The 24,528-nt window shown below is 74.2% G+C and carries 21 protein-coding genes; 9 read left to right on the forward strand and 12 right to left on the reverse strand.

Features of this window, described 5'->3' with window-relative positions:
- Positions 1 to 48 precede the first annotated feature (48 nt).
- The gene (locus tag BMZ50_RS11545; protein WP_091324443.1) at positions 49 to 993 is read left to right on the forward strand and encodes a COX15/CtaA family protein; all 945 of its coding nucleotides are present in this window, start codon (positions 49 to 51) and stop codon (positions 991 to 993) included.
- Positions 994 to 1,157: 164 nt separating this feature from the next.
- On the opposite strand, the gene BMZ50_RS11550 is transcribed toward BMZ50_RS11545, so the two are convergent.
- A complete protein-coding gene (locus BMZ50_RS11550; RefSeq protein WP_091324445.1) occupies positions 1,158 to 2,078 on the reverse strand; it encodes a heme o synthase in 921 nt (306 codons plus the stop codon).
- Positions 2,079 to 2,418: 340 nt separating this feature from the next.
- On the opposite strand from BMZ50_RS11550, the gene tkt reads away from it, so the two are divergent.
- From tkt to pgl, 6 genes are all read left to right on the forward strand, one after another.
- The gene (tkt, locus tag BMZ50_RS11555; RefSeq protein ID WP_091324446.1) at positions 2,419 to 4,629 is read left to right on the forward strand and encodes a transketolase; all 2,211 of its coding nucleotides are present in this window, start codon (positions 2,419 to 2,421) and stop codon (positions 4,627 to 4,629) included.
- Positions 4,630 to 4,664: 35 nt separating this feature from the next.
- Positions 4,665 to 5,771, forward strand: coding sequence for a transaldolase (tal, locus tag BMZ50_RS11560; protein WP_091324449.1), 1,107 nt, complete (start codon positions 4,665 to 4,667; stop codon positions 5,769 to 5,771).
- Positions 5,768 to 7,372: a glucose-6-phosphate isomerase gene (locus BMZ50_RS25045; RefSeq protein WP_218146213.1), complete on the forward strand. Its 1,605-nt coding sequence runs from the start codon at positions 5,768 to 5,770 to the stop codon at positions 7,370 to 7,372. Before tal ends, BMZ50_RS25045 begins: the two co-directional genes overlap by 4 nt.
- Before the next feature lie 61 nt (positions 7,373 to 7,433).
- Positions 7,434 to 8,951 carry a glucose-6-phosphate dehydrogenase gene (zwf, locus tag BMZ50_RS11570; protein ID WP_091324452.1) on the forward strand — a complete coding sequence of 506 codons (1,518 nt, stop codon included), beginning with the start codon at positions 7,434 to 7,436 and terminating at the stop codon, positions 8,949 to 8,951.
- 45 nt (positions 8,952 to 8,996) lie between these two features.
- A complete protein-coding gene (locus BMZ50_RS11575) occupies positions 8,997 to 10,070 on the forward strand; it encodes a glucose-6-phosphate dehydrogenase assembly protein OpcA (RefSeq protein ID WP_091324455.1) in 1,074 nt (357 codons plus the stop codon).
- Positions 10,067 to 10,897, forward strand: coding sequence for a 6-phosphogluconolactonase (gene pgl / locus BMZ50_RS11580; RefSeq protein WP_091324457.1), 831 nt, complete (start codon positions 10,067 to 10,069; stop codon positions 10,895 to 10,897). The genes BMZ50_RS11575 and pgl overlap by 4 nt, the downstream gene beginning before the upstream one ends.
- A gap of 3 nt (positions 10,898 to 10,900) precedes the next feature.
- On the opposite strand, the gene BMZ50_RS11585 is transcribed toward pgl, so the two are convergent.
- From BMZ50_RS11585 to uvrC, 10 genes are all read right to left on the reverse strand, one after another.
- Positions 10,901 to 11,242, reverse strand: a complete 342-nt coding sequence (locus tag BMZ50_RS11585) for an RNA polymerase-binding protein RbpA (RefSeq protein WP_091324460.1) — start codon at positions 11,240 to 11,242, stop codon at positions 10,901 to 10,903.
- A gap of 119 nt (positions 11,243 to 11,361) precedes the next feature.
- Positions 11,362 to 11,592 (reverse strand): preprotein translocase subunit SecG, encoded by a 231-nt coding sequence (secG, locus tag BMZ50_RS11590; RefSeq protein ID WP_091324462.1) that lies wholly within the window; start codon positions 11,590 to 11,592, stop codon positions 11,362 to 11,364.
- Positions 11,593 to 11,643: 51 nt separating this feature from the next.
- Positions 11,644 to 13,434 carry an ABC transporter substrate-binding protein gene (locus BMZ50_RS11595; protein WP_245753579.1) on the reverse strand — a complete coding sequence of 597 codons (1,791 nt, stop codon included), beginning with the start codon at positions 13,432 to 13,434 and terminating at the stop codon, positions 11,644 to 11,646.
- 35 nt (positions 13,435 to 13,469) lie between these two features.
- Complete coding sequence (tpiA, locus tag BMZ50_RS11600) at positions 13,470 to 14,279, reverse strand: triose-phosphate isomerase (RefSeq protein WP_091324465.1); 810 nt, start codon at positions 14,277 to 14,279, stop codon at positions 13,470 to 13,472.
- 10 nt (positions 14,280 to 14,289) lie between these two features.
- Positions 14,290 to 15,483 carry a phosphoglycerate kinase gene (locus BMZ50_RS11605; protein ID WP_091324467.1) on the reverse strand — a complete coding sequence of 398 codons (1,194 nt, stop codon included), beginning with the start codon at positions 15,481 to 15,483 and terminating at the stop codon, positions 14,290 to 14,292.
- The gene (gene gap, locus BMZ50_RS11610) at positions 15,483 to 16,487 is read right to left on the reverse strand and encodes a type I glyceraldehyde-3-phosphate dehydrogenase (RefSeq protein ID WP_091324470.1); all 1,005 of its coding nucleotides are present in this window, start codon (positions 16,485 to 16,487) and stop codon (positions 15,483 to 15,485) included. Before gap ends, BMZ50_RS11605 begins: the two co-directional genes overlap by 1 nt.
- Positions 16,488 to 16,635: 148 nt before the next feature.
- Positions 16,636 to 17,616 carry a DNA-binding protein WhiA gene (gene whiA, locus BMZ50_RS11615; RefSeq protein ID WP_091324809.1) on the reverse strand — a complete coding sequence of 327 codons (981 nt, stop codon included), beginning with the start codon at positions 17,614 to 17,616 and terminating at the stop codon, positions 16,636 to 16,638.
- 116 nt (positions 17,617 to 17,732) lie between these two features.
- Positions 17,733 to 18,665 (reverse strand): gluconeogenesis factor YvcK family protein, encoded by a 933-nt coding sequence (locus BMZ50_RS11620; RefSeq protein ID WP_245753605.1) that lies wholly within the window; start codon positions 18,663 to 18,665, stop codon positions 17,733 to 17,735.
- A 53-nt stretch (positions 18,666 to 18,718) separates the two neighbouring features.
- On the reverse strand, positions 18,719 to 19,708 hold the full coding sequence (rapZ, locus tag BMZ50_RS11625) for an RNase adapter RapZ (RefSeq protein ID WP_091324473.1): 990 nt from the start codon (positions 19,706 to 19,708) through the stop codon (positions 18,719 to 18,721).
- Entirely contained in the window at positions 19,705 to 21,753 is a 2,049-nt protein-coding gene (gene uvrC / locus BMZ50_RS11630) for an excinuclease ABC subunit UvrC (protein WP_091324479.1), read from the reverse strand. The genes rapZ and uvrC overlap by 4 nt, the downstream gene beginning before the upstream one ends.
- A 172-nt stretch (positions 21,754 to 21,925) precedes the next feature.
- Between uvrC and BMZ50_RS11635 the strand changes: the two genes are divergently transcribed.
- Both BMZ50_RS11635 and BMZ50_RS11640 read left to right on the forward strand, forming a co-directional pair.
- Positions 21,926 to 23,284 (forward strand): hypothetical protein, encoded by a 1,359-nt coding sequence (locus tag BMZ50_RS11635; protein ID WP_218146215.1) that lies wholly within the window; start codon positions 21,926 to 21,928, stop codon positions 23,282 to 23,284.
- Positions 23,260 to 24,150, forward strand: a complete 891-nt coding sequence (locus BMZ50_RS11640; RefSeq protein WP_218146216.1) for an alpha/beta fold hydrolase — start codon at positions 23,260 to 23,262, stop codon at positions 24,148 to 24,150. Before BMZ50_RS11635 ends, BMZ50_RS11640 begins: the two co-directional genes overlap by 25 nt.
- Before the next feature lie 3 nt (positions 24,151 to 24,153).
- Here the strand turns inward: BMZ50_RS11640 and BMZ50_RS11645 are convergent, their stop codons facing one another.
- Complete coding sequence (locus BMZ50_RS11645; RefSeq protein WP_091324485.1) at positions 24,154 to 24,411, reverse strand: hypothetical protein; 258 nt, start codon at positions 24,409 to 24,411, stop codon at positions 24,154 to 24,156.
- Positions 24,412 to 24,528: the final 117 nt, after the last annotated feature.

Consider the following 24,528-nt stretch of genomic DNA (forward strand, 5'->3'; position numbering starts at 1 on the left):
GCTCGACACCGACCCTACCCAGCTCGGAGCTCCGCCTAGCATCGAACCGTGCCGGTCCTCCCCACCGCCTTCTCCTCCACCGCCGTCTCCCGCCTGGCGCTGGCCAACGTCGTCGCCAACGGGCTCATCGTGGTGACCGGCGGCGCCGTCCGGCTGACCGGTTCCGGGCTGGGCTGCCCGACCTGGCCGCGGTGCACCGACGAGAGCCTCGTCACCACGCCGGAGATGGGCGGCCACGGGATCATCGAGTTCGGCAACCGGCTTCTGACGTTCGTCCTCACGGCGGTGGCCGTGGCGACCGTGGTGGCGGTGTGGCGCTCGACCCGTCGGGACCTGCGCCCGCTCGCGGCGCTGAGCTTCCTCGGCATCCCCGCGCAGGCGCTGCTCGGCGGGGTCACCGTGCTGACCGGGCTCAACCCGTGGACCGTCGCGGCGCACTTCCTGCTCTCGATGCTGCTCGTCGCGGTCGCCACGGTCCTCTGGCTGCGCTCCCGCGAGCCCGGGGTCGGCCAGCCGCTGCTGCGCCGTCCGCTGGCCCTGCTGGTGTCCGCGATCGCCGCGGTGACCGCGGTGGTGCTCGTGCTCGGCACGCTGGTGACCGGCAGCGGGCCGCACAGCGGGGACGTCGACGAGAACGACGTCCCGACCGGTGACCGGATGGGCTTCGACCTGCAGCTGATCAGCCAGCTGCACGCCGACGCGGTCTTCCTGCTGCTCGGGCTCACCGTCGCGCTGCTGGTGACGCTGTACGCCACCGACTCCCCCGGCCGCGTCCGCCGGGCCGCCCGCGATCTGCTGCTCGTCCAGCTCGCGCAGGGTGTCATCGGTTACCTGCAGTACTTCACCGGGCTGCCGGTCGTCCTCGTGCTGCTGCACATGCTCGGCGCGGTGCTCATCAGCGTCTGCACGGCCCGGCTGGTGTGGGCGGTCCGCGGCCCGTCGGCCGAGCTGCCGCTGGACACCCCGGCCGAGCCCGCAGCCCTTCCCCGCTGAGCGACGTGCGGCTGTGGCGGGTTGTCGGCCACAGCCGGCTCCGGCCGTACCCGGTCCTCCGGTTCAGCCACCGGCGGCGGACGACCGAGCCCGACACCGGCCACCGCCGGCCCCCTCGTCGGCGTCCCCGACGCCTGTGAGGGGACCCAGCAGGGGGCCCTTGTTCAGACGAGGACGTCGACGACGATCGCGATCGACAGCAGCGCCATGTAGGTGATCGAGATGTGGAACAGCTGCATCGGCTTGGTCTCCGCGCCGGAGCGGATCCGCGCGAGCAGCCGGTGCGCCTCGACGGCGAACCACAGGCCCAGGGCGGCTGCCGTGGCGGTGTAGATCCAGCCGATGCCGTACTCCCCCGCCACCGGCCACAGCAGCAGCGAGACGGCGACGGTCAGCCACGTCCAGGCGACGGTCTGCCGGCCCACCGACAGGGCGGTCGCGACCACCGGCAGCATCGGGACGTCGGCGCGGGCGTAGTCGGCGCGGAAGCGCATCGCCAGCGCCCAGAAATGCGGCAGCTGCCAGCAGAAGACGACGCCGAAGAAGACCACCGCCGGCCAGGCCAGCGAACCGGTCACCGCGGCCCAGCCGATGAGCACCGGCGCCGCGCCGGGCACGCCGCCGAACAGGGTGCTGTGCCGGGTGTGCCGCTTGAGCACGATCGTGTACAGCACCGCGTAGTAGACGATCGCGGCGAGCGCGAGCCCCGCGGCCAGCAGCGTCGTCGTCGCCGCGAGCAGGGTGATCGAGACGACGGTGAGCACCACCCCGAAGACCAGCGCCCCCCGCGCGCTCACCTCGCCCATCGGCAGCGGCCGCCGCTCCGTGCGGTGCATCAGCCGGTCGATGTCGCGGTCGTACCAGCAGTTGAAGACGTTGGCCGCGCCGGCGGCGAGCGTGCCGCCGACCATCGTGGCGATCAGCAGGCCCCAGGAGGGCCAGCCGCCGTCGGCCAGCATCATCGCCGGCAGCGTGGTGACCAGCAGGAGCTCGATGATCCGCGGCTTGGTGAGCGCCACGTAGGCACGCACCGTCGCGGAGAGACGTCGGGTCTGGACGGCCGGACGCTCGGAGAGCGCCGTCACCGGGTGGCCTCGGGCGCACAGGCGCGCGGGCAGGGCACCACCGGGCACCTGGACAGCACGGGGTCCCTTCCAACTGGGGACAGGAGAACGGATCAACTGTAGCCCGCGGCCGACGGGCGCCCGTGCGGACATGACTAGGGTCTCGTCACGTTGGTGCTGCGGGTGCAGCGGGTAGGGCCGACGTCGACGACGACGGTGCGTCCGGTTCCGGCGCGTCGGGGCCGGGGGGCGCGGGCCGGTCGCTGGGGCCGCGCACCGCCGTCCGCCCGGGGTCGGGTCCGCACCCGCCGGCAGTCCCGGGCGGTTTCGCACAGCCCGACCCCGAGGGAGCACCAGCACGATGGGAACGAAGAGCACCGAGCCCGAGGCCCCGGCCGAGGCCGCCACCGACACGCCGACCGGCAGCCCGCGACAGCCGAACCCGACCCTGCCCGACGACTTCGGCGACCTCGACCGTCGCGCCATCGACACCGTCCGGGTCCTCGCGATGGACGCCGTCCAGAAGGTCGGCAACGGCCACCCGGGGACGGCGATGAGCATGGCCCCGACCGCCTACCTGCTGTTCCACAAGTGGCTCCGGCACGACCCGAGCGACCCGCACTGGATCGGCCGGGACCGGTTCGTGCTCTCCATGGGGCACTCGAGCCTCACGCTCTACATCCAGCTCTACCTCTCCGGATACGGCCTGGAGCTGGCCGACCTGCAGGCGCTGCGCACCTGGGGCTCGCAGACACCCGGTCACCCCGAGGTCGGCCACACCGCCGGCGTGGAGACGACGACCGGCCCGCTGGGCCAGGGGGTCGGCAACGCCGTCGGCATGGCGATGGCCGCCCGCCGCGAGCGGGGCCTGCTCGACCCCGACGCCCCCGAGGGCGAGAGCCTGTTCGACCACACCATCTGGTGCTTCGCCTCCGACGGCGACATGGAGGAAGGGGTCAGCGGCGAGGCGTCGTCGCTGGCCGGCACGCAGCGGCTGGGCAACCTGATCCTCATCTACGACGACAACCGGATCTCCATCGAGGACGAGACGACCGTCGCCTTCACCGAGGACGTCGGCAAGCGCTACGAGGCCTACGGCTGGCACGTGCAGCACGTCGACGACGGCGAGGACCTCGCCGCGGTCGACGCCGCCTTCGCCGCCGCCAAGGCCGAGACGACCCGGCCCTCGATCATCGTGCTGCGCACGATCATCGCCTGGCCGGCGCCGAACAAGCAGAACACCGGCGCCTCGCACGGCTCGGCGCTGGGCGCGGACGAGGTGGCCGCGACCAAGCGGATCCTCGGGTTCGACCCCGAGCAGTCCTTCGCCGTCGACGACGAGGTGCTCGCCCACGCCCGCTCGGCGGTCGAGACGGGCCGCAAGGAGCGCGCGGAGTGGGACGCGCGCTTCGCCGCCTGGGAGAAGGCCCACCCCGACCGGGCCGCGCTGCTGGCCCGCATGCGCGAGCGCCGGCTGCCCGAGGGCTGGGCCGACGACCTGCCGGTCTTCCCGCCCGACCCGAAGGGCGTGGCCACCCGCAAGGCCTCGGGCCAGGTGCTGGCCGCGCTCTACCCGAAGCTGCCCGAGCTGTGGGGCGGCTCGGCGGACCTGGCGGAGAGCAACAACACCGCCGTCGAGGGCGAGCCCTCCTTCCTGCCCGGCGACCGGCAGACGAAGATGTGGTCCGGCGGCCCCTACGGGCGCACGATCCACTTCGGCGTCCGCGAGCACGCCATGGGGTCGGTCATGAACGGCATCACCCTGCACGGCGGTACCCGCGTCTACGGCGGCACGTTCCTCGTCTTCTCCGACTACATGCGCCCCGCCGTGCGGCTGGCCGCGCTGATGCGGCTGCCGGTCACCTACGTGTGGACGCACGACTCCATCGGCCTCGGCGAGGACGGCCCCACCCACCAGCCGATCGAGCACCTCGCCGCGCTGCGGGCCATCCCCGGCCTGGACGTCGTCCGCCCGGCCGACGCCAACGAGGTGACCGTCGCCTGGCGGACGATCCTCGAGCACACCGACCGCCCCGCCGGCCTGCTCCTCTCCCGGCAGAACCTCCCGGTGTTCGACCGGGAGCAGTACGCCTCCGCCGAGGGGGTCGCCCGGGGCGGCTACGTGTTCGCCGAGGCCTCCTCGGGCGAGCCGCAGGTCGTGCTCATGGGGACCGGTTCCGAGCTGCAGATCGCCGTGGCCGCGCGCGACGCCCTCGAGGCGGAAGGCGTCCCGACCCGGGTCGTGTCGTTCCCGTGCCTCGAGTGGTTCCTGGAGCAGGACCAGGCCTACCGCGACTCGGTGCTGCCGCCGTCCCTGCGGGCCCGCGTCGCCGTCGAGGCCGCCGTCCCGCTGAGCTGGTACCCGTACGTGGGCGACGCCGGCCGGATCGTCGGCCTGGACCACTACGGGGCCAGCGCCGCCTACACCGACCTGTACGCGCACTTCGGGCTGACTCACGAGGCCGTGGTTGCCGCAGCCCGCGAGAGCCTCGAGGCGGCGCGGTCCGGCGACGCCGTCCCGGTGCTCCCCGCGCCGGCCCCCGGCGGGCTGCCCGACACCGGCCACCAGTGAGGCGCCTGACACCACCGAGTCCGAAAGGCAGAGACATGGCTCAGAACGAGAGGCTGGCCGAGCTGTCGGCCGCCGGGGTCGCCGTCTGGCTGGACGACCTCTCGCGCGACCGCATCCGCACCGGGAACCTGCAGACCCTGATCGACGAGGACTGCGTCGTGGGCGTCACGACCAACCCGACGATCTTCGCCGGGGCGATCCACGGCTCGGACTCCTACAACGACCAGCTGCACGCCCTGGCCGTCCGCGGGGTCAGCGTCGAAGAGGCGCTGCGCACCATCACCGCCTCCGACGTCCGGGATGCCTGCGACGTGCTCGCCCCGGTCGCCGCGCGCACCGGCATCGACGGGCGGGTGTCCCTCGAGGTCGCCCCCGGGCTGGCGCACGACACCGACGCGACGGCGGCCGAGGCGGCGCACCTGTGGTGGCTGGTCGACCGGCCGAACCTGTTCATCAAGATCCCCGCGACCGAGGCCGGGCTGCCGGCGATCAGCGCGACGATCGCCCGCGGGATCAGTGTCAACGTCACGCTGATCTTCAGCCTCGAGCGGTACCGGGCGGTCATGGATGCCTACATGACCGGCCTCGAGCAGCGGCTGGCCGCGGACCCCACGGCGGGCCTGGGCGGCATCGAGTCGGTGGCGTCCTTCTTCGTCTCCCGGGTGGACACCGAGATCGACAAGCGGCTGGACGCGCTGGGGGCCGACCCCTCGCTCAAGGGCAGGGCGGCCGTCGCCAACGCGCGGCTGGCCTACCGGGCCTTCGAGGAGGTCCTCGCCTCCGACCGCTGGCGGGCCCTCGAGGCCCGGGGCGCCCGCCCCCAGCGGCCGCTGTGGGCCTCGACCGGGGTGAAGAACCCGGACTACCCGGACACGCTCTACGTCAGCGAGTTGATCGCACCGGGAACGGTCAACACGATGCCGGAGAAGACGCTGATGGCCTACGCCGACCACGGCAGCCCCGGCACCCCGGTGCAGAAGGCCTACGACGAGGCCGCCGCGGTGATGAAGTCGGTCCGCGACGCCGGGGTCGACCTCGACGACGTCTTCCGGGTGCTCGAGGAGGAGGGCGTGCAGAAGTTCGTCGACTCCTGGGACGAGCTCACCGAGTCGGTCCGCAGCGAGCTCGAGGCCAACAAGTGAGCCTTGAGTTCACCACCGTCGGCCTGGACGTGCCCGCCCCGGTGCGGGCGCCGCTCGTCGAGGACGACGTCGCCGCCCGGCTCGTGCGGAAGGACCCCACGCTGTGGGGTCCCGACGCGGTACCCGAGGCGACGGTCCGGCTGGGCTGGCTGGACCTGCCGGCCAGCTCGCGGGAACTGGTGTCCCGGCTCGCGGAGCTGCGCACCGAGCTGGTCGCCGCGGGCCTGGACCGGGTGGTGCTGTGCGGCATGGGCGGCTCCTCCCTGGCGCCGGAGGTCATCTGCCGGGCCGCGGGGGTGCCGCTGGTCGTCCTGGACGCCACCGACCCGGGCCAGGTGGCCGCGGCGCTGACCGACCTGGACCGCACGGTCGTCGTCGTCAGCTCCAAGTCCGGCGGCACGATCGAGACCGACAGCCAGCGCCGGGCCTTCGTCGCCGCCTTCGCCGAGGCCGGGCTGGACGAGCGGGAGATCGGGGCGCGCTTCGTCGTCGTCACCGATCCCGGCTCGCCGCTGGCCGACATCGCGGCGGCGATGGGGGCCCGCGCGGTTTTCCTCGCCGACCCCACCGTCGGCGGGCGCTACAGCGCGTTGTCGGCGTTCGGCCTGGTCCCGGCCGCGCTGGCCGGGGCCGACGTCGGCGCGCTGCTCGCCGAGGCGGAGGGGCTGGCCGAGCAGCTGTCGGCCCCGGACAACCCGGCGCTGGAGCTCGGCCTCGCGCTGGGCGCGGGGTTCCGCGCCGGCCGGGACAAGCTGGCCCTGGCGCCGGCCGCGCCGGACAACACCCTCCCGGGCTTCGGCGACTGGGCCGAGCAGCTGATCGCCGAGTCCACCGGCAAGCAGGGGCGCGGCATCCTGCCCGTCGTCGTCGAGGACATCGGCGCCCCGGGTGCCCGGGGCGCCGACGTCCTGCTCGCGGTGGCCGGCGGCAAGGCCCCGCCGGAGGAGCCGTCGGTCGGCGTCGCCGGCCCGCTCGGCGCGCAGTTCCTCGGCTGGGAGTACGCCACGGCGGTCACCGGGCGGATCCTGGGGATCAATCCCTTCGACCAGCCCAACGTCACCGAGAGCAAGGAGAACACCCGGCGGATCCTCACCGAGGGCCTCCCCGAGGAGCGGCCGGCGGCGACGATCGGGGCGATCGAGGTGCACGGCAGCGGCGGCCTGCTCGACCGCGTCGATCTCAGCGCGCACGACGGGGTGGCACTGGCCCTGGACGCCCTGCTGGCCTCGATCCCGCCCCGCGGCTACCTGGCCGTGATGGCCTACCTGGACCGGGAGCGCGACGCCGCTGCGGCGGCGCTGCGCGCCGTCCTGGCCCGGCGCACGGAGCGCGCGGTCACGTTCGGGTGGGGCCCGCGGTTCCTGCACTCGACCGGGCAGTACCACAAGGGCGGCCCGCAGCTCGGGGCCTTCCTGCAGCTGACCGGCGCGGTGGCGCAGGACCTGCCGGTGCCCGACCGGCCCTACAGCTTCGGTGCGCTGCAGGCCGCCCAGGCCGCCGGGGACCGCGCGGCCCTGGCCGACCGCGGCCGCCCGCTGCTGCGGCTGCACCTGACCGACCGCGCCGCCGGGATCGAGCAGCTCCGCTCGGCGGCCTCCTGAGCCCCGCGAGCGGGCCCAGCTCCCCGGCCCGACGGCAGCCCCCCGACCCGAGGGACGAACCATGATTCTCAACCCGCTGAGGGATCCACGGGACCGGCGGCTGCCCCGCGTACCCGAACCGTGCGCCCTGGTGGTGTTCGGGATCACCGGCGACCTGGCCCGCAAGAAGCTGCTGCCCGCGGTCTACGACCTCGCCAACCGCGGCCTGCTGCCGACGAACTTCGCGCTGCTCGGCTTCGCCCGCCGGGACTGGGGGGACACCGAGTTCGCCGAGCTGGCCCGGGACGCTGCCCGCGCGCACGCCCGCACCCAGTGGCGCGAGGAGGTGTGGGAGCGGCTGGCCGAGAGCGTCCGCTTCGTGCCGGGCTCCTTCGACGACGACAATGCGTTCGACGAGCTGCGCCAGGTCCTCGACGAGCTGGAGGGAACCCACGGGATCGGGGGGAACGCGGCGTTCTACCTGTCGATCCCGCCGGAGATGTTCCCGCCGGTGCTCAAGCAGATGCAGCGCACCGGTATGGCCGAGAGCACGCCCGACCGGTGGCGCCGGGTCGTGGTGGAGAAGCCCTTCGGCTACGACCTGCCCTCCGCCCGGGCGCTCAACGAGCTGGTCGACTCGGTGTTCGGCCCCGACGACGTCTTCCGCATCGACCACTACCTGGGCAAGGAGACCGTCCAGAACCTGATGGCCCTGCGGTTCGCCAACACCCTGTTCGAGCCCATCTGGAACGGTCACCACGTCGATTCGGTGCAGATCACGGTGGCCGAGGACGTCGGCATCAGCGGGCGGGCGGCCTTCTACGAGAAGACCGGCGCCGCGCGTGACGTGCTGCAGAACCACCTGCTGCAGCTGCTGGCGCTCACCGCCATGGAGGAGCCGGTCGAGCTGTCCGCGGAGGAGATCCGCACCGAGAAGCTCAAGGTGCTGCGCGCCATCTCGCTGCCCGAGAACCTCGCCACCTTCGCCGTCCGCGGCCAGTACGAGCAGGGCTGGCTGGCCGGCGAGCGGGTCCCCGGCTACCGCCAGGAGGAGGGCGTCGCGCCCGACTCGCGGACCGAGACCTTCGTCGCCGTCCGGTTCGGCGTGGAGACCCGCCGGTGGGCCGGGGTGCCGTTCTACCTGCGCACCGGCAAGCGGCTGCCCCGCCGCGTCTCCGAGATCGCGCTGGTGTTCAAACGCGCCCCGCACCTGCCCTTCGCGCCGACCGACACCGAGGAGCTGGGCAACAACCAGCTCGTCGTCCGGGTGCAGCCGGACGAGGGGGTAACCCTCAAGTTCGGGTCGAAGGTGCCCGGCAGCGTCATGGAGGTCCGGGACGTGTCCATGGACTTCCTCTACGGCGAGAAGTTCACCGAGGCCAGCCCCGAGGCCTACGAGCGGCTGCTGCTCGACGTGCTGCTGGGCGACGCGACGCTGTTTCCCCGCAACGCCGAGGTGGAGGCGTCGTGGGCGGCCATCGACCCGCTGGAGGAGTTCTGGGCGGACACGCGTCCGTATCCCTACCGGGCCGGTGAGTGGGGCCCCCGCGCCGCCGACCGGATGCTCGCCGCCGAGGGCCGCAAGTGGCGCCGGCCGTGACCGGAGGGGCCCGATGAACGTCCCGACCCGACCCGAGGAGGCACCGTGACGACCCTCTGGGACACCACCGGCACGGCCGTGGTCAAGGAGCTCGCCGCGCAGCGACGCACCGGTGGCGCGGTGGTCGCCGGCGTGGCGCTGACCATGGTCATCGTCGCCGACGAGGGCCGCGTGGCCGAGGCGGAGGACGCAGCCGCCACCGCCGCCGAGCAGCACCCCTTCCGGCTGCTGGTGGTCGTCCGCCGGCAGGTCGAGAGCGCGATCCCCCGCCTGGACGCCGAGGTGATCATCGGCGGGCGGCTGGGCCCCTGCGAGGCCGTCGTCATGCGAATGTACGGCCGGCTCGGGCTGCACGCCGAATCGGTGGTGCTGCCGCTGCTGGCCGCCGACGCCCCGGTGGTGACCTGGTGGCACGACCGGCCGCCGAGACGGCTGGCCACCGACGCGCTGGGCGTCATCGCCGACCGGCGGATCACCGACATCTCGCTCGCCCCGGACCCGCACGACGCCCTGCGCGTCCGCGCGGACGACTACGCCCCGGGCGACACCGACCTGTCGTGGACGCGGGGCACGCCCTGGCGGGCCACGCTGACCACCACGCTGGACTCGGTCGCCGGGCGCCGGGGCGAGCCCGTGCGCATCCTCGGCGGCAGGGTCGAGGGCGACCCGGGCAACGCCACCGCAGCCCTGCTGGCCGGCTGGCTGATCTCGCGCTGCGGCTGTGGCATCGACGTGGTCAAGAGCGAGCGGAGGCCGGGCGCCAGCGGGGTCGACCAGGTCGTCCTGCAGCTGGACGAGAACGAGGAGGTTCGGGTGCAGGCCGACCGGCGGGGCGGCGCGGTGGTCATCCAGCCCTACCGGCCGGACACCAGAGTGGCACTGCGCGACCGCCCGCTCGGCGACCTGCTCGGCGAGGAACTGCGCCGGCTGGACCCCGACGAGCCCTACAGCGAGGCGCTGGGGGCGGCCACCCGCACGACCGGGCTCGCCGAGCGCTCCCCCGTGCGCCAGCACATCTGGGTCGACCCGGCCCAGCCTGACGCGCTGCCGGTCGACCCGGAGAGCCCGGACGAGGAACTCCGACAGAGCCCGCGGGACGCCGGGGCGGCGAACCGATGACCCTGCCGCCCGGAGAGCGGATCGCCGAGGAGCTGGCCGCCGAGGGCCGTCCGGTGCCCGACATCGTCATCGCGCCCGACGCCGACCACCTCGCCCGGGCCGTCGCGGAGGCGCTGATCACCCGCGTGGCGACCGCCCAGCACGTGCACGGCACCGCGTCGGTCGTGCTCACCGGCGGGGGGATCGGCACCGCCGTCCTCGAGCGGGTCGCCGCACTGGCGGCGGACCCGCCGCGCCACCGGGTCGACTGGACCGCCGTGGACTTCTGGTGGGGCGACGAGCGCTGGCTGCCCGCCGGCGACGCGGAGCGCAACGAGACCGCCGCCCGCCGCGTGCTGCTCGACCCGGTCGGCGTCCCGGCCGGACGGGTGCACCCCGTGCCCCCGTCGGACGGGCCGTTCGCCGACCCCGAGGAGGCGGCGGCCTGGTACGCCGGGGAGCTGGCCGCCGCGGCACCGGAGGGCCGTGACCTCGCGCGCTTCGACGTCCTGCTGCTCGGCGTGGGCGCCGAGGGCCACGTGGCCTCGATCTTCCCGGGGTCCCCCGCCGTGCACGACCGGCGCACGGTGCTGGCGGTGCGCGACTCCCCCAAGCCGCCGCCCACCCGGATCAGCCTGGGCTTTCCGGCGATCAACTCGGCCGAGGAGGTCTGGCTGCTGGCCGCCGGCTCGGAGAAGGCCCCCGCCGTCGCCGCGGCCCTGCGGGGCGACGTGGGGCCCGACCAGCTGCCCGCCGCCGGGGTGCACGGGCGGCGGGCCACCCGCTGGCTGCTCGACGAGGCCGCGGCCGGGCAACTGCCCCGGTCGCCGGAGCCGGCCGGCCGGTAGCCGTCAGGCGCCGCGGCGCGCCCGCAGCTTGCTCAGGGCCTCCTCGAGCAGCGCGTCGCCGTCGGCGTCGCTGCGTCGCTCGCGGACGTAGGCCAGGTGGGTCTTGTAGGGCTCGCTCCGGGGGGCCGGCGGCGGTGCGGCGTGGTCCTGCCCCGCGGGCAGCCCGCATCGGGGGCAGTCCCACGTCTCGGGCGCCTCGGCCTCGGAGGCGAAGGCCACCCGGGTCTCGTGTCCCTGCGAGCACCAGAAGGCGACGCGGCGCCGCGGCGCGGACTCACCGCGTTCGGCCTCCCCCATCGGCCCTGCGCCTACCCGCGTCCCCCGGATCGCGTTGCCACCAGCCACGTGCGCTCCCTGCGGTCGGAGAGTGTGCGCGGCCTGGTGTGGCCGCGCCGCGCGCAGTCTAGGGCCTGAGGAGTGAGATTTCGGGCACGTCCGTCGCGACGGAACAGGGCTGTTCCGGATCAGACCTTCAGCAGGATGCCCAGCCCGACGACGCAGACGGCCCAGATGAGCGCCGTGAAGATCGTCAGCCGGTTGAGGTTCTTCTCGACGACGGAGGACCCGGACAGCTGCGAGGAGACCGCGCCGCCGAACATCGAGGACAGGCCCCCGCCCTTGCCCCGGTGCAGCAGGATCAGCACCACGAGGAGCACGCTGGTGAGCACCAGCAGCACGTTGAGGACCAGTTCCATGCGTCGAGCGTAACCGACCCGCTCCGCCGGCCCGGCCGACGCGGCCGAGGGTCAGCGGACGCCGGCGGTCGCCAGGTCGTACCCGGTGAACGGGGTCATCACCACGCCGTTGCGCAGCCGCTGGCCGGCGAGCAGCTGCACCCGGGTCTCGGTCAGCGGCACGTACGCGCCGGTGTCCCCGGCCGCCGCGGCGACCTCCTGCCACGCGGACCGCGCCGCCGCCGGATCACCGGCCGCCCGGGCGGCGTCGATCAGCCCGTCGATCGCCGGATCGGCCAGGCGGGCGAAGTTGGTGTTCCCGACCGGGCTCACCGAGCGCCCGTCGACCAGCGGCACCAGGAAGGAGCCGGGGGTCGGGAAGTCGGCGGTCCAGGTGGCCAGGACGATGCCGAAGCCGTTGGCGGCCACGTTGTCCGGGTTGCCCACGTCGGTCGCGTAGAAGCTGGGCGCGGCCAGCGGGCGAACCTCGGCCCGGATGCCGATCTCGGCCAGCTGACCGGCGATCTCCTCGGCCACGGTCACGCTCGTCGCCGCGTCGGGCACGGCCAGCACGGTGGCGAACCCGTCCGGCTGCCCGCAGGCGGCCAGCGACTTCCGCGCCGCGTCCAGGTCGGGGCCGGGGTCGGGCTCGTCGGGGCCGCCGTCCAGGCCGCGGGGCCACAGCTGCGAGGTGCGGACGGCGTTCCCGGAGCCGCCCAGCACCTCCTGCACCGCCCGCCGGTCGACGGCCTGGGCCACGGCGGCGCGGCAGTCGGCGTTGTCGGTGGGGGCCACGTTCGTCGGCAGCGCGAGCAGCCGGACCACACCGCTGGTCACCTCGTCGACCCGGTCGCGCAGCGGCGCCCCGCCCTCGACGTCCCCGGTGAGCCGGGCGGTCGTCGGCGTCTGGATGCCGGTGCCGGAGATGTCGACGTCCGCCGAGCCGGCGAGCAGCGCCTGGTCCCGCTCGACGCCGGTCAGCCCGGTACGGACGATCACCTGGTCGGGCAGCGCCGTGCGCACGTCGTCGGTCGCCGGGTCCCACTGCGGGTTGCGGTCGAGCACGATGCCGGTGACCGCGTCGACCGAGGTGACCGCGTAGGGGCCGGTGGAGACCGGGTCCCCGCCGTAGCCGCCGCCGGTGTCGTTCTCGATCGGGACCGGGCTGCTGGAGGGCAGGGCCATGACGTACGGGAAGTCCGGCGACGGCGCGCGCAGCCGGAAGACGACCGTCCGGTCGTCGGGGGTCTCCACCGCGGCCAGGCCCAGCTTGTCCGCCGCCTCGTCCTGGTACGGACCGGCGTACGGGTTCTCCGGGTCGTCGAGGAGCTCCACGACGTGCGTGGGCCCCCCGACGACGACGTCGGAGGCGAACGAGCGCTCGATGCCGTACTTGACGTCCCGCGAGGTGATCGCCCGGCCGTTCTCGAACCGGACGCCGTCCCGGAGCGTGAAGGTCCAGGTCGTGCCGCCGTCGGGCGTGGTCCCCAGGTCGGTGGCGAGGTCGGGCACCAGGTCGCCGGTGCGGCCGGGTTCGGTGGAGTAGGTGACCAGCGTCCGGGCGTAGAGCCGCATCAGGTTCCACACGCCGGGCAGGTAGGACCGCTGCGGGTCGAGGCTGTCGACCTCCCCGGTCACCACCCGCAGCACCCCGCCGGCCTGGTCGGACGGGGCGCGCACGCCGGTCAGCCCGGCGTCGGCCGCCCCGTCCTGGACCGGCACGCCCGTGCCGTCGTCCCCGGTGCCGCTGCAGCTGACCGCCAGGACGACCACCAGGAGCACGGCGACCGCGATCCCGGCGACCCGGCCGCGGGTACCGCGCACCCACGCCGGGCGCCGGTCCGCCAGTCGCTCGATGTCCACCTGCTCCGCTCTCCGCCCCGGGCCGGCGGCAGCGGTCAGCCGCCGTCGGCGGCTGTCCGACAGATCTGCGCGAACTCGTCGGCGTCCAGGCTGGCACCACCGACGAGCGCGCCGTCGACGTCCGGCCCGGCCAGGATCCCGGCCGTGTTGGCGGCCTTCACCGACCCGCCGTAGAGGATACGGACGACGGCGGCCGTCTCCGCTCCGAAACGCTCGGCGAGCCGGGCGCGCAGCGCCCCGCAGACCTCCTGCGCGTCCTCGGGGGTGGCCACCTCGCCGGTGCCGATCGCCCAGACCGGCTCGTAGGCGATCACCAGCCCGGCCACCTGCTCGGCGGGGAGCCCCTCCAGCGCGGCGTCGAGCTGGCCGGTGGTGTGGGCGATGTGCCGCCCGGCCTGCCGCACCTCGAGCCCCTCCCCCACGCAGAGGATCGGGGTGAGCCCGTGCCGCAGCGCCGCCTGCACCTTGGCGTTCACCACCGCGTCGTCCTCGTGGTGGTAGGCCCGCCGCTCGGAGTGGCCGACGACCACGTAGCGACAGTTCAGCGCGGCGAGCATCACACCGCTGACGTCACCGGTGTAGGCGCCGGAATCGTGCTGGCTGAGGTCCTGCGCGCCGTAGCCGATCTCCAGCTTGTCACCGGTGACGAGGGTCTGGACGCTGCGCAGCGCGGTGAACGGCGGCAGCACGACGACCTCGGCGGCGTCGAGCTCGGCCTCCTTGAGCGAGAAGACGACCTTCTGCACCAGGCCGATGGCCTCCAGGTGGGTCAGGTGCATCTTCCAGTTGCCGGCGATGAGCGGCCGGCGCCCCTCGCGGCGCGCCGGGGTGTCCTTGCGTGCCATGTCCGTCCCCTCAGTCGGCCAGCACCGCGAGGCCCGGCAGCTCCCGGCCCTCGAGGTACTCCAGCGACGCCCCGCCGCCGGTGCTGATGTGCCCGTAGGCGGCCTCGTCCAGGCCCAGCTGCCGCACCGCGGCCGCCGAGTCCCCGCCCCCCACGACCGACAGCCCGTCGACCGCGGCGACCGCCTGGGCCACGCCACGGGTGCCGGCCTGGAAGGGCGGCAGCTCGAAGACGCCCATGGGACCGTTCCAGAACACGGTCCGGGCCCTACCGAGCTCGGCGCCGAACACCTCGACCGTGCGGGGGCCCACGTCCAGCCCCATGAGGCCGTCCGGGATCGCGTCCGCCGGCGTCACGCTGGTCTCGGCGTCGGCGGCGAACTTGTCGGCGCAGACGATGTCGACCGGCAGCACGATCCGGTCGCCCGCCTCGGCCAGCAGCCGCCGGCACGTGTCGACCTGGTCGGCCTCGAGGAGCGAGCCGCCGACGCCGTGCCCCTGCGCGGCCAGGAACGTGAAGCACATGCCGCCGCCGATCAGGAGTCGGTCGACCTTGGGCAGCAGCGCCTCGATGACGGCCAGCTTGTCGCTCACCTTGGAGCCGCCCAGGACGACCACGTAGGGCCGGTCGGGGGCGGTGGTCAGCCGGGTGAGCACGTCGAGCTCCTGGGCGACCAGGCGGCCGGCCGCGTGCGGCAGCCGCCGGGCGACGTCGTAGACCGAGGCGTGCTTGCGGTGCACCGCACCGAACGCGTCGTCGACGTACAGCTCCGCGAGCGCAGCCAGCCGGTCGGCCAGCTCCCCGCGCTCGGCATCGTCCTTGGCCGTCTCGGCGGCCTCGAAGCGGACGTTCTCCAGCAGCAGCACGTCGCCGTCGGCGAGGGCGTCGGCCTTCGCGCGGGCGTCGTCGCCGGCCACGTCGTCCGCCAGCGGGACGTCGGTACCCAGCAGCTCCCCCAGCCGCGCCGCGACCGGCGCGAGCGAGTACTGCGGGTCGGGTGCGCCCTTGGGCCGGCCGAGGTGCGCGGCCACGATCACGCGGGCGCCGGCGTTCCGGAGGGCCTGCAGGGTGGGCAGGCTGGCCCGGATCCGGCCGTCGTCGGTGATCTCGCCCGTGCCCTTGTCCAGCGGGACGTTCAGGTCGGCGCGCACGAGCACGCGCCGACCCGAGACGCCCTCGGCGAGGAGGTCGTCGAGGCTGCGCATCAGAGCGAGCGACCCACCAGCGAGGTCAGGTCGACCAGGCGGTTGGAGTAACCCCACTCGTTGTCGTACCAGCCGAGCACCTTGGCCATCGGGCCGAAGACCTTGGTCAGCTTGGCGTCGTAGATGCACGACGACGGGTCGGTGACGATGTCGGTGGAGACGATCGGGTCGTCGGTGTAGGTCAGGTACTTGCCCAGCGGGCCGGCGGCGGCCTCGCGGTAGGCGGCGTCGATCTCCTCGGCCGAGGCCTCGCGGGTCAGCTGGACCGTCAGGTCGGTCGCCGAGCCCGTGGGCACCGGGACGCGCAGCGCGTAGCCGTCGAGCTTGCCCGCCAGCTCGGGCAGGACGAGGCCGATGGCCTTCGCGGCGCCGGTCGAGGTCGGCACGATGTTCAGCGCCGCGGCGCGGGCGCGGCGGAGGTCCTTGTGCGGGCCGTCGTGAAGGTTCTGGTCGGCGGTGTAGGCGTGGATCGTGGTCATCAGGCCGCGCTCGATGCCGAACGCGTCGTTGAGGACCTTGGCCAGCGGCGCCAGGCAGTTGGTGGTGCAGGACGCGTTGCTGATGATCGTCTGGGAGCCGTCGTAGAGGTTGTCGTTGACGCCCATGACGATCGTGATGTCGTCGTCGGTGGCCGGCGCCGAGATGATGACCTTCTTGGCGCCGCCCTTGTCGACGTGCTTGCGAGCGTCGGCGCCCTTGGTGAAGAAGCCGGTGGACTCCACGACGACATCGACGCCCAGGTCACCCCAGGGCAGGTTGGCCGGGTCACGCTCGGAGAGCACCTTCATGGTGTTCCCGTCGACCTTGATGCCCTCGCCGTCGGCGGTGACCTCCTCGGAGAGCTTGCCGAGGATGCTGTCGTACTTGAGCAGGTGCGCCAGCACCTCGGGGCTGGTGAGGTCGTTCACCGCCACGATCTCGATGTCCTGGCCACTGGCCTTGGCGGCCCGCCAGAAGTTGCGGCCGATCCGCCCGAACCCGTTGATGCCTACCCGGACCGTCACTGCAGACCTCCTGTTGTCTGTGGAAGGTGTCCTCTCGGGGGCCGCGCGCCGCGCGGCCTCGCTCCGCGACGACCCTATCGGTCCTCAGCCGCCGCGGCCCGGGCCGCCCGAACGGGCGACCCGGGCCGCGGGCCGGGAGTGAGATCGGCTACTGGGCGAGCATGTCGTCGGTGACGACCGACTCGGTGTCGGGGATGCCGAGGTCCTTCGCCCGCTTGTCGGCCATGGCCAGCAGGCGGCGGATGCGGCCGGCCACCGCGTCCTTGGTCATCGGCGGGTCGGCCCGCTGGCCGAGCTCCTCCAGCGAGGCCTGGCCGTGCTCCAGCCGCAGCCGGCCGGCGACCAGCAGGTGCTCGGGAGCGTCGCCGTTGAGGATCTCCAGGGCGCGCTCCACCCGGGCGCTGGCGGCCACCGCGGCGCGCGCCGAGCGGCGCAGGTTGGCGTCGTCGAAGTTGGCCAGCCGGTTCGCCGTGGCCCGGACCTCGCGGCGCATCCGCCGCTCCTCCCAGGCCAGGACGGCGTCGTGGGCGCCCATGCGGGTCAGCAGCGCGCTGATCGCGTCCCCGTCGCGGACCACGACCCGGTCGGCGCCGCGCACCTCGCGCGCCTTGGCCGCGATGCCGAGCCGCCGGGCGGCACCCACCAGCGCCATGGCCGCCTCGGGCCCGGGGCAGGTGACCTCCAGCGAGGAGGAGCGACCGGGCTCGGTGAGCGATCCGTGAGCGAGGAAGGCGCCCCGCCAGGCGGCCTCGGCGTCGTTGATGCCCCCGGAGACCACCGACGGCGGCAGCCCGCGCACCGGCCGGCCCCGCTGGTCCACCAGGCCGGTCTGGCGGGCCAGGCCCTCGCCGTGCTTGGCGATGCGGACCAGGTAGCGCACCCCCCGGCGGATGTTGCCACCGGCGAGCACGCTCACACCGCTGGTGTAGCCGTACACCTCGCTGATGTCGCGGCGCAGCCGCCGCGCCACCGACCCGGTGTCCAGCTCGGCCTCGATGACCACCCGCCCACCGACGATGTGCAGGCCGCCGCTGAACCGGAGGAGCGCCGTGACCTCGGCCTTGCGCTCGGAGGTCTTCGTGCACTCCACCCGGGACAGCTCGTCCTTCACCATGGCCGTCATCGCCATGCCATCCACCCCCACGTCCCCCCGGGGTAACCAAGCCCCATGTGCCGCGTCTCCTCTTCCCCCTCGACCGGCTCGGTACCGCATGCTTCCGGTACTCCGCCGGGAATTTCCATGCTTCAGCGCGCCGCGACCGCAGATCCCAGTGCCGCCGCGAGGCGGACGGGGTCGTGTCGCGGTGCGCCGTCGAGCTCGGCCACCGGAGCCAGGACGAGCTCGGCACCGCATTCCCGCACCGCTGACAGCAGACCACAACGGTCAACCACCGAATCAACATCGGCGATCACCCAGTGCAGCGCCACTCCGCCCAGATGTGCCCGCAGGACCGCGAGGTGCTCCTCCGGGGAGAACCCGTCGGTCTCCCCCGGCTGCGGTTCGAGGTTGAGCACCACGACCACCCGGGCGGAGCTGGCGGCGAGCGCGGCCCGCAGCCGGGGCACCAGCAGGTGCGGCAGCACGGAGGTGTACCAGGACCCCGGCCCGAGGGAGATGACATCGGCCGCGGCGATCGCCTCGAGGACGGCGGGGTGCACCGGCGGATCGGGGGGCGAGACGATGATGTCGCGCACCCGGCCGGGCGTGGTGGCGATGGCCACCTGCCCGCGGATGGTGCGGGTCCGCGCCGGATCGTCCGGATCGGTGCTCTCCACGCGCGCCACCAGGTCGAGCGGGGCGTCGGCCATGGGGAGCACCCGGCCGCGGGCGCCCAGCAGCCGGCACAGGTCGTCCAGGGCCCGCACGGTGTCACCGCCGTGCATCTCGACCAGCCCGGTCAGCATCAGGTTCCCCACCGGGTGACCGGCGAGCACCCCGGTGCCGCCCAGCCGGTGCTGCAGCAGCGCGGCCATCTGCCGGGTGTCGGCGCCGTCGTCGGCCAGCGCGGTCAGCGCCATGCGCAGGTCGCCCGGGGGCAGCACCGGCATCTCCCGCCGGATCCGGCCGGAGGAGCCGCCGTCGTCGGCCACGGTGACCACCGCGGTGAGGTCAGGCGTGAGCCGGCGCCAGGCGGCCAGGGCGGCGGCGAGCCCGTGGCCGCCGCCGAAGGCGACCACGCGCAAGGGTCTGTCCACCGCCGGGGCCGGGGGCCCCGCGTGCAGCGCCCCCACTACTCGCGGCCCAGGTCGCGGTGCTGGGCGGTGGCGGCGACGCCGTCGGCGGACAGCCGGCGGGCGAACTCCTCGGCGATCGCCACGCTGCGGTGCTTGCCGCCGGTGCAGCCGACCGCGAGCGTCAGGTACCGCTTGCCCTCGCGCCGGTAGCCGGGGACGAGCAGCCGCAGCACGTCGGTGTACCGGTCGAGGAACGCTTCGGCGTCCTCCTGACCCAGCACGTAGTCGCGGACGGCGGGGTCCTGGCCGGTCCGCGGCCGCAGCTCCGGGACCCAGTGCGGGTTGGGCAGGAACCGGGCGTCGACGACGAGGTCGGCGTCCAGCGGGAGGCCGTACTTGAAGCCGAAGCTGAGCACGGTGGCGGTCAGCGGCGGGGTCTGGCCCTCGCGCACGAAGGCGTTCTCCAGCGTCGCGCGCAGCTGGTGGATGTTCAGGTCGCTGGTGTCGACCCACAGGTCCGCCTCGCCGGCGATCCCGGTCAGCAGCTCCCGCTCCGCGCCGATGCCGTCGATCAGCCGCCCCGAGCCCTGCAGGGGGTGCTCGCGGCGGACGGACTCGTAGCGCCGGATCAGGACGTCGTCCCGGGCGTGGACGTACACCACGCGCGGGCGGTGGCCGGCCTCGGCGAGTACCCGGATCGCCTCCTGCAGGTCGCTGGAGAAGGCCCGGCTGCGGACGTCGACGACGGCGGCGAAGCGGCGGATGTCGCCGCGCGCGCCGAGCTCCACCATGGGCAGCAGCAGTGCGGGCGGCAGGTTGTCGACGACGAACCAGCCGAGGTCTTCCAGCACCCGCCCGGCGCTGAGCTTTCCCGCCCCGGAGAGCCCCGTGACGACCACGACCTCGAGCGGCTGCGCCTCGGTCGTCGTGGGGGCCAGCGGCGGCGGGACGTCGCTGTGCGGGCCGGCCGGGCCCTCCGCCGCCCGGCGGCCGCGACCGCGGCCGTCGCGGCCGGGCCCACGGTGCTCCAGGCCGGCCTCGCTCATAGGGCCACCCGGCCGACCTCGGCGATGTCGCCGGCCCCGGGTTCGGGGGTACCGCGCTCGGCCGGACCGCACGGCGCGAGCGTCGTCTCCACGACCTCGCCGGCCGGCTCCTCCACCGGTGCGTCCACCGCTGCTGCGGGCACGGCCACGGCCGCCTGGACCGCCTCCGCCGTCCGCCGGCCGATGCCGGGAACGGCCATCAGCTCCTCGACCGTCGCGGCCCGGAGCCGCTTGAGGGACCCGAACTGCTTCATCAGCGCCTTCCGCCGCGTCTCCCCGAGGCCGGGGACGTCGTCCAACAGGGAGACCAGCATGCTCGTCGAGCGCTTCTGCCGGTGGTAGGTGATGGCGAACCGGTGGGCCTCGTCGCGGACCCGCTGCAGCAGATAGAGCGCCTCGGAGGTGCGGGGCAGGATCACCGGGTCGCTCTCCCCCGGCAGCCACACCTCCTCCATCCGCTTGGCCAGCCCGCAGACGGCGACGTCGACCACGCCGAGCTCGTCGAGGGACCGGGCGGCCGCGGCGACCTGCGGGGCGCCGCCGTCGACGACCAGCAGGTTCGGCGGGTAGGCGAACCGGCGCGGCCGGCCCTCCTCGGCCGCGATGCCCTGCTCGTCCTTCCGGTCGGCCTCCTCCTTGAGATGCCGGGCGAACCGCCGCCGGACCACCTCGGCCATCGCCGCGGTGTCGTCGGTTCCGTTCGTGACGCTGAACCGCCGGTAGTCGGACTTCTTCGCCAGGCCGTCCTCGAACACCACCATGGAGGCCACCACGTTGGTGCCCTGCACGTGGCTGATGTCGATGCACTCGATCCGCAGCGGGGCCTCGGGCAGCTCGAGGGCCTCCTGCAGCTCCGCGAGCGCCAGCGAGCGGGCGGTGAGGTCGCTGGCCCGCTTCACCCGGTGCCGGGCGAAGGCCTCCTTGGCGTTGCGCTCCACGGTCTCGAGCAGGGCCCGCTTGTCGCCGCGCTGCGGCACCCGCAACGACACCCGGGAGCCGCGCAGCTCGCTCAGCAGCTCGGCGTAGACCTCGGCGTCCTCGGGCAGCTCGGGCACCAGCACCTCGCGCGGCACCGCCTCGCCGACCTCGCCGGCGCCGGTCTGCTCGTCGACGCCGCCGTAGACCTGCAGCAGGAACTGCTCCACGAGCTCGCCGGTGGTGACCGCCTCGACCTTGTCGACGATCCAGCCGCGCTGGCCGCGCACCCGCCCGCCCCGGACGTGGAAGACCTGGACCGAGGCCTCCAGCTCGTCCTGCGCGAAGGCCACGACGTCGGCGTCGGTGCCGTCGCCGAGGACGACGGCCTGCTTCTCCAGCGCCCGCCGCAGCGCCCCCAGGTCGTCGCGCAGCCGGGCGGCCTTCTCGAACTCCAGCGCCTCGGCGGCCGCGGTCATCTCGCGCTCGAGCCGCTTGACCATCAGGTCGGTGCGGCCGGCCATGAACTCGACGAAGTCCTCGACGATCGCGCGGTGCTCCTCGGCGTCGACCCGGCCGATGCAGGGGGCCGAGCACTTGCCGATGTAGCCCAGCAGGCAGGGGCGGCCGATCTGGCCGGCCCGCTTGAACACCCCGTTGGAGCAGGTGCGGGCCGGGAAGACGCGGGTGAGTGTGTCGAGGGTCTCGCGGATGGCCCACGCGTGCGCGTAGGGGCCGAAGTAGCGGACGCCCTTCTTCTTCGGCCCGCGCATCACCTGCAGCCGGGGGTACTCCTCGTTCAGCGTCACGGCGAGGCTCGGGTAGCTCTTGTCGTCGCGGTAGCGGACGTTGAACCGCGGGTCGTACTCCTTGATCCAGTTGTACTCGAGCTGGAGCGCCTCGACCTCGGTGCCGACCACGGTCCACTCGACGCCGGCCGCCGTCGTCACCATCTGCCGGGTCCGCGGGTGCAGGCCGGCGATGTCGGCGAAGTAGCTGTTCAGCCGCTGCCGGAGGTTCTTGGCCTTGCCGACGTAGATGACCCGACCGTGGGGGTCGCGGAACTTGTAGACCCCCGGGTCCTCCGGGATGCTGCCGACCGCCGGTCGGTAGGTGGACGGGTCGGGCATGGCTCCCAGATTAGGTGCGGGGGACGACGCTCCGCCGTCCGCGGTACCCGCCCGGCCCTCGGGGACGACATCTGTGTGATTCCGGCCGCGCGGGGTGCGCGAGGGCGTTGACAGGCCCACCGCGGCGGCACGAGCCTCGGTGGGTAGGTCGTCCTCCGCCCGGGGGTGCGCGATGAGCTCCACCCAGGACCCGGCCAGCCCGACCCGGACCGCCGGCATCCCGGTGGCGCGCGGCGAGCCCTCGGCGCCCGAGCTGGCCGACCCGCTGGCCGACCTCGCCACCTTCCCGCTGGTGGAGGCGCTGTTCGGGCGGCGGTCCCGGCGGTTCGCGCTGGGCGACGAGATCCCGGACGGCCCGCTGGCCTACCGGTCGCGGCACGCGCCGCAGCCGCTCACCGAGCTGGAGCGGATGCTCGTGCTCAGCGCCATGGGCGGCACGACGGGGTGGCACTACTCGATCACCCGCAACCCCCGCTACGCGCCGCACCCGGCGAACTACGCGGGCAGCGCGACCGGGCGGACCTTCCCGTCCGCGGCCGGCTTCCACACCGCCGAGCTGTTCTTCACCGACGACTCCGGCGTCTGGTTCTTCCCGACCCGGGACGCCGGCACGCTGGTCGACCCCGCCACCGAGCAGGTGACGGCCGAGCTCATGGTCGAGCGGCACCGGGGGCGGGTGCGGCAGCTCGCCGACCAGCGGCTGCACCTGCCGGCCGAGGAGCCCTACCTGGAGGGGCACAACACCTGGTGCGTCAACGTGCCCGGCTCGCTGCTGGTGGTGCCGGTAGCCGACATCGCCCAGCACATGCTCGCGATCCTCTGCTTCTTCACGCAGAACGGGTACGCGATCTTCGACGACGTGAACGGGCGCGAGATCCCCGGCCTGGAGCGGTTCCGCGACCGGGTGGACGTCGACGCGCCGTTCCCGCTCACGTTCAGCGAGCAGTACGCGCTCACCGAGGCCACCGCCGAGCTGGCCACCAGCTGCTACGCCGGCGTGCTCATGCTCCAGGCGATGGGGCTGGGCGGGTGGATGTTCGACGGCATCGACCGGTTCAGCGTGCTGGGGGCCTCCGGGAACCCCGACGTCCCCGGCCTCGGGTTCCGCTACGACCGGGACGAGCGCTGGGCGGTGCCCAACCCCACCGGCCTGCCCGGGGTCTTCGAGGCGTTCTGCCCACCCCACCACGCGGACATGGCTGCGGCGGTCGCGGCCTTCACCGAGCGGAAGTTCGGCGCCGGCGGCCCGTTCCACCCGCGGACACCCGGCGCGTGGTCCGACAGCCCGGGGTTCCGCGGCGCCGCCGAGCCGCACGACGAGGAGTTCCAGGCCTGCGTCGCCCTGCAGGCGCAGTACATCCTCGACACCTTCGGCAAGTTCCCGGGCACGGTGCCGACCCTGTTCATCCTCAACTACGTGCAGGCCCACCACCTGGATCTGGAGTTCTACGACCGCTTCTTCCAGCCCGGCGCCTACCTGCGGACACACGCGGAGCACCGGGAGCGATGGCACTCCCCGGAGGGGGCCTGACGATGGGCCGGCACGTGCGCGTGGCGAACCTGGAGGTCTGGACCGAGCAGGTCGGCGCGGGGCCCGACGTCCTGCTGGTCGGTGGCGCCGGCGACACCGTCGAGTCCTGGCAGTTCCAGCTGGACGGGCTGGCCGACCGCTACCGGCTGACCGCGTTGGACAACCGCGGCACCGGGCGCACGGCGATGCCCGACGGGCCGGTGACCGTGGCGGTCATGGCCGACGACGCCGCCGGGGTGCTCGACGCCCTCGGCGTCGGGGCGGCGCACGTGGCGGGGTTCTCCGGCGGCAGCATCGTGGCCCAGGAGCTGGCGGTGCGCCGTCCCGACCTGGTCCGCAGCCTGGTGCTGCAGAGCACGTGGGCGCTGCCGGACGTCTACCTCCGGTCGTGGCTCCGGTTCGTCCAGTGGCTGGTCGCCGTCGCCCCGAGCGAGCGGGCGTTCCTGGAGGGCTTCTTCCTCGACATCTACACCGCCCGGGCGCACGAGGACGGCACCGTGGCCGCGTTCGTCGAGGAGATGCTGGCCTTCCCCCACAAGCAGACCGCGGAGGACCTGCAGCGCTACCTGGACGCGTTCCTCGACGACGGGACGCCGGACCGCCCGGCGCGGATCGCGGTGCCGGCGCTGGTGCTGGCCGGCGGGGTCGACTCCACCGCCCGCCCGGTGCTGGGCCGGGCCGTCGCCGAGGCGATCCCCGGAGCGCAGTTCGAGGCGTGGCCGACCGAGTGCCACCAGCCGTTCCAGGAGGTGCCCGGCCGCTGGAACACCCGTGTCGACGCGTTCTGGCAGCAGGTCGAGGCGGGCGCCACCCCGAGGCCCCGGGAGGCTCCCGACCGTCCCGCCGAGCCGGCCGGACGCGGATGAGGCTCAGCCCGCGAGCCGGGCCCGGCGGGCCATCCGGACCGCGCGGCGCACCAGAGCCAGCGCGGACACGAGGGCGACCCCGCCGGCGAGGACGGCCACGACGCCCGGCACCGCCGCACCACCGAGGACGAGCAGGGACGCGGCGAGCGCGGCGAGCAGCACCAGGGTGGTCCGCACCCGTGGAGGACCGCTGGCCCCGCCGCCGAGCGGGGAACCGCAGATCGACAGGTCCGGGTCGCAGTCGGGCGTGAGCGCGCTCATCGCCGGCTGCCGGTCTGGTGCAGGACAGCGCCCATGCGCAGCTCCTCCTCGGCGGACCCCGATCACACCGACGGCGTCGGCGTGACCCTCGTCACACCGACGGTACGGCGACGGCCA

This window comes from Geodermatophilus ruber (genome assembly GCF_900114385.1).
GTDB lineage: Bacteria > Actinomycetota > Actinomycetes > Mycobacteriales > Geodermatophilaceae > Geodermatophilus > Geodermatophilus ruber.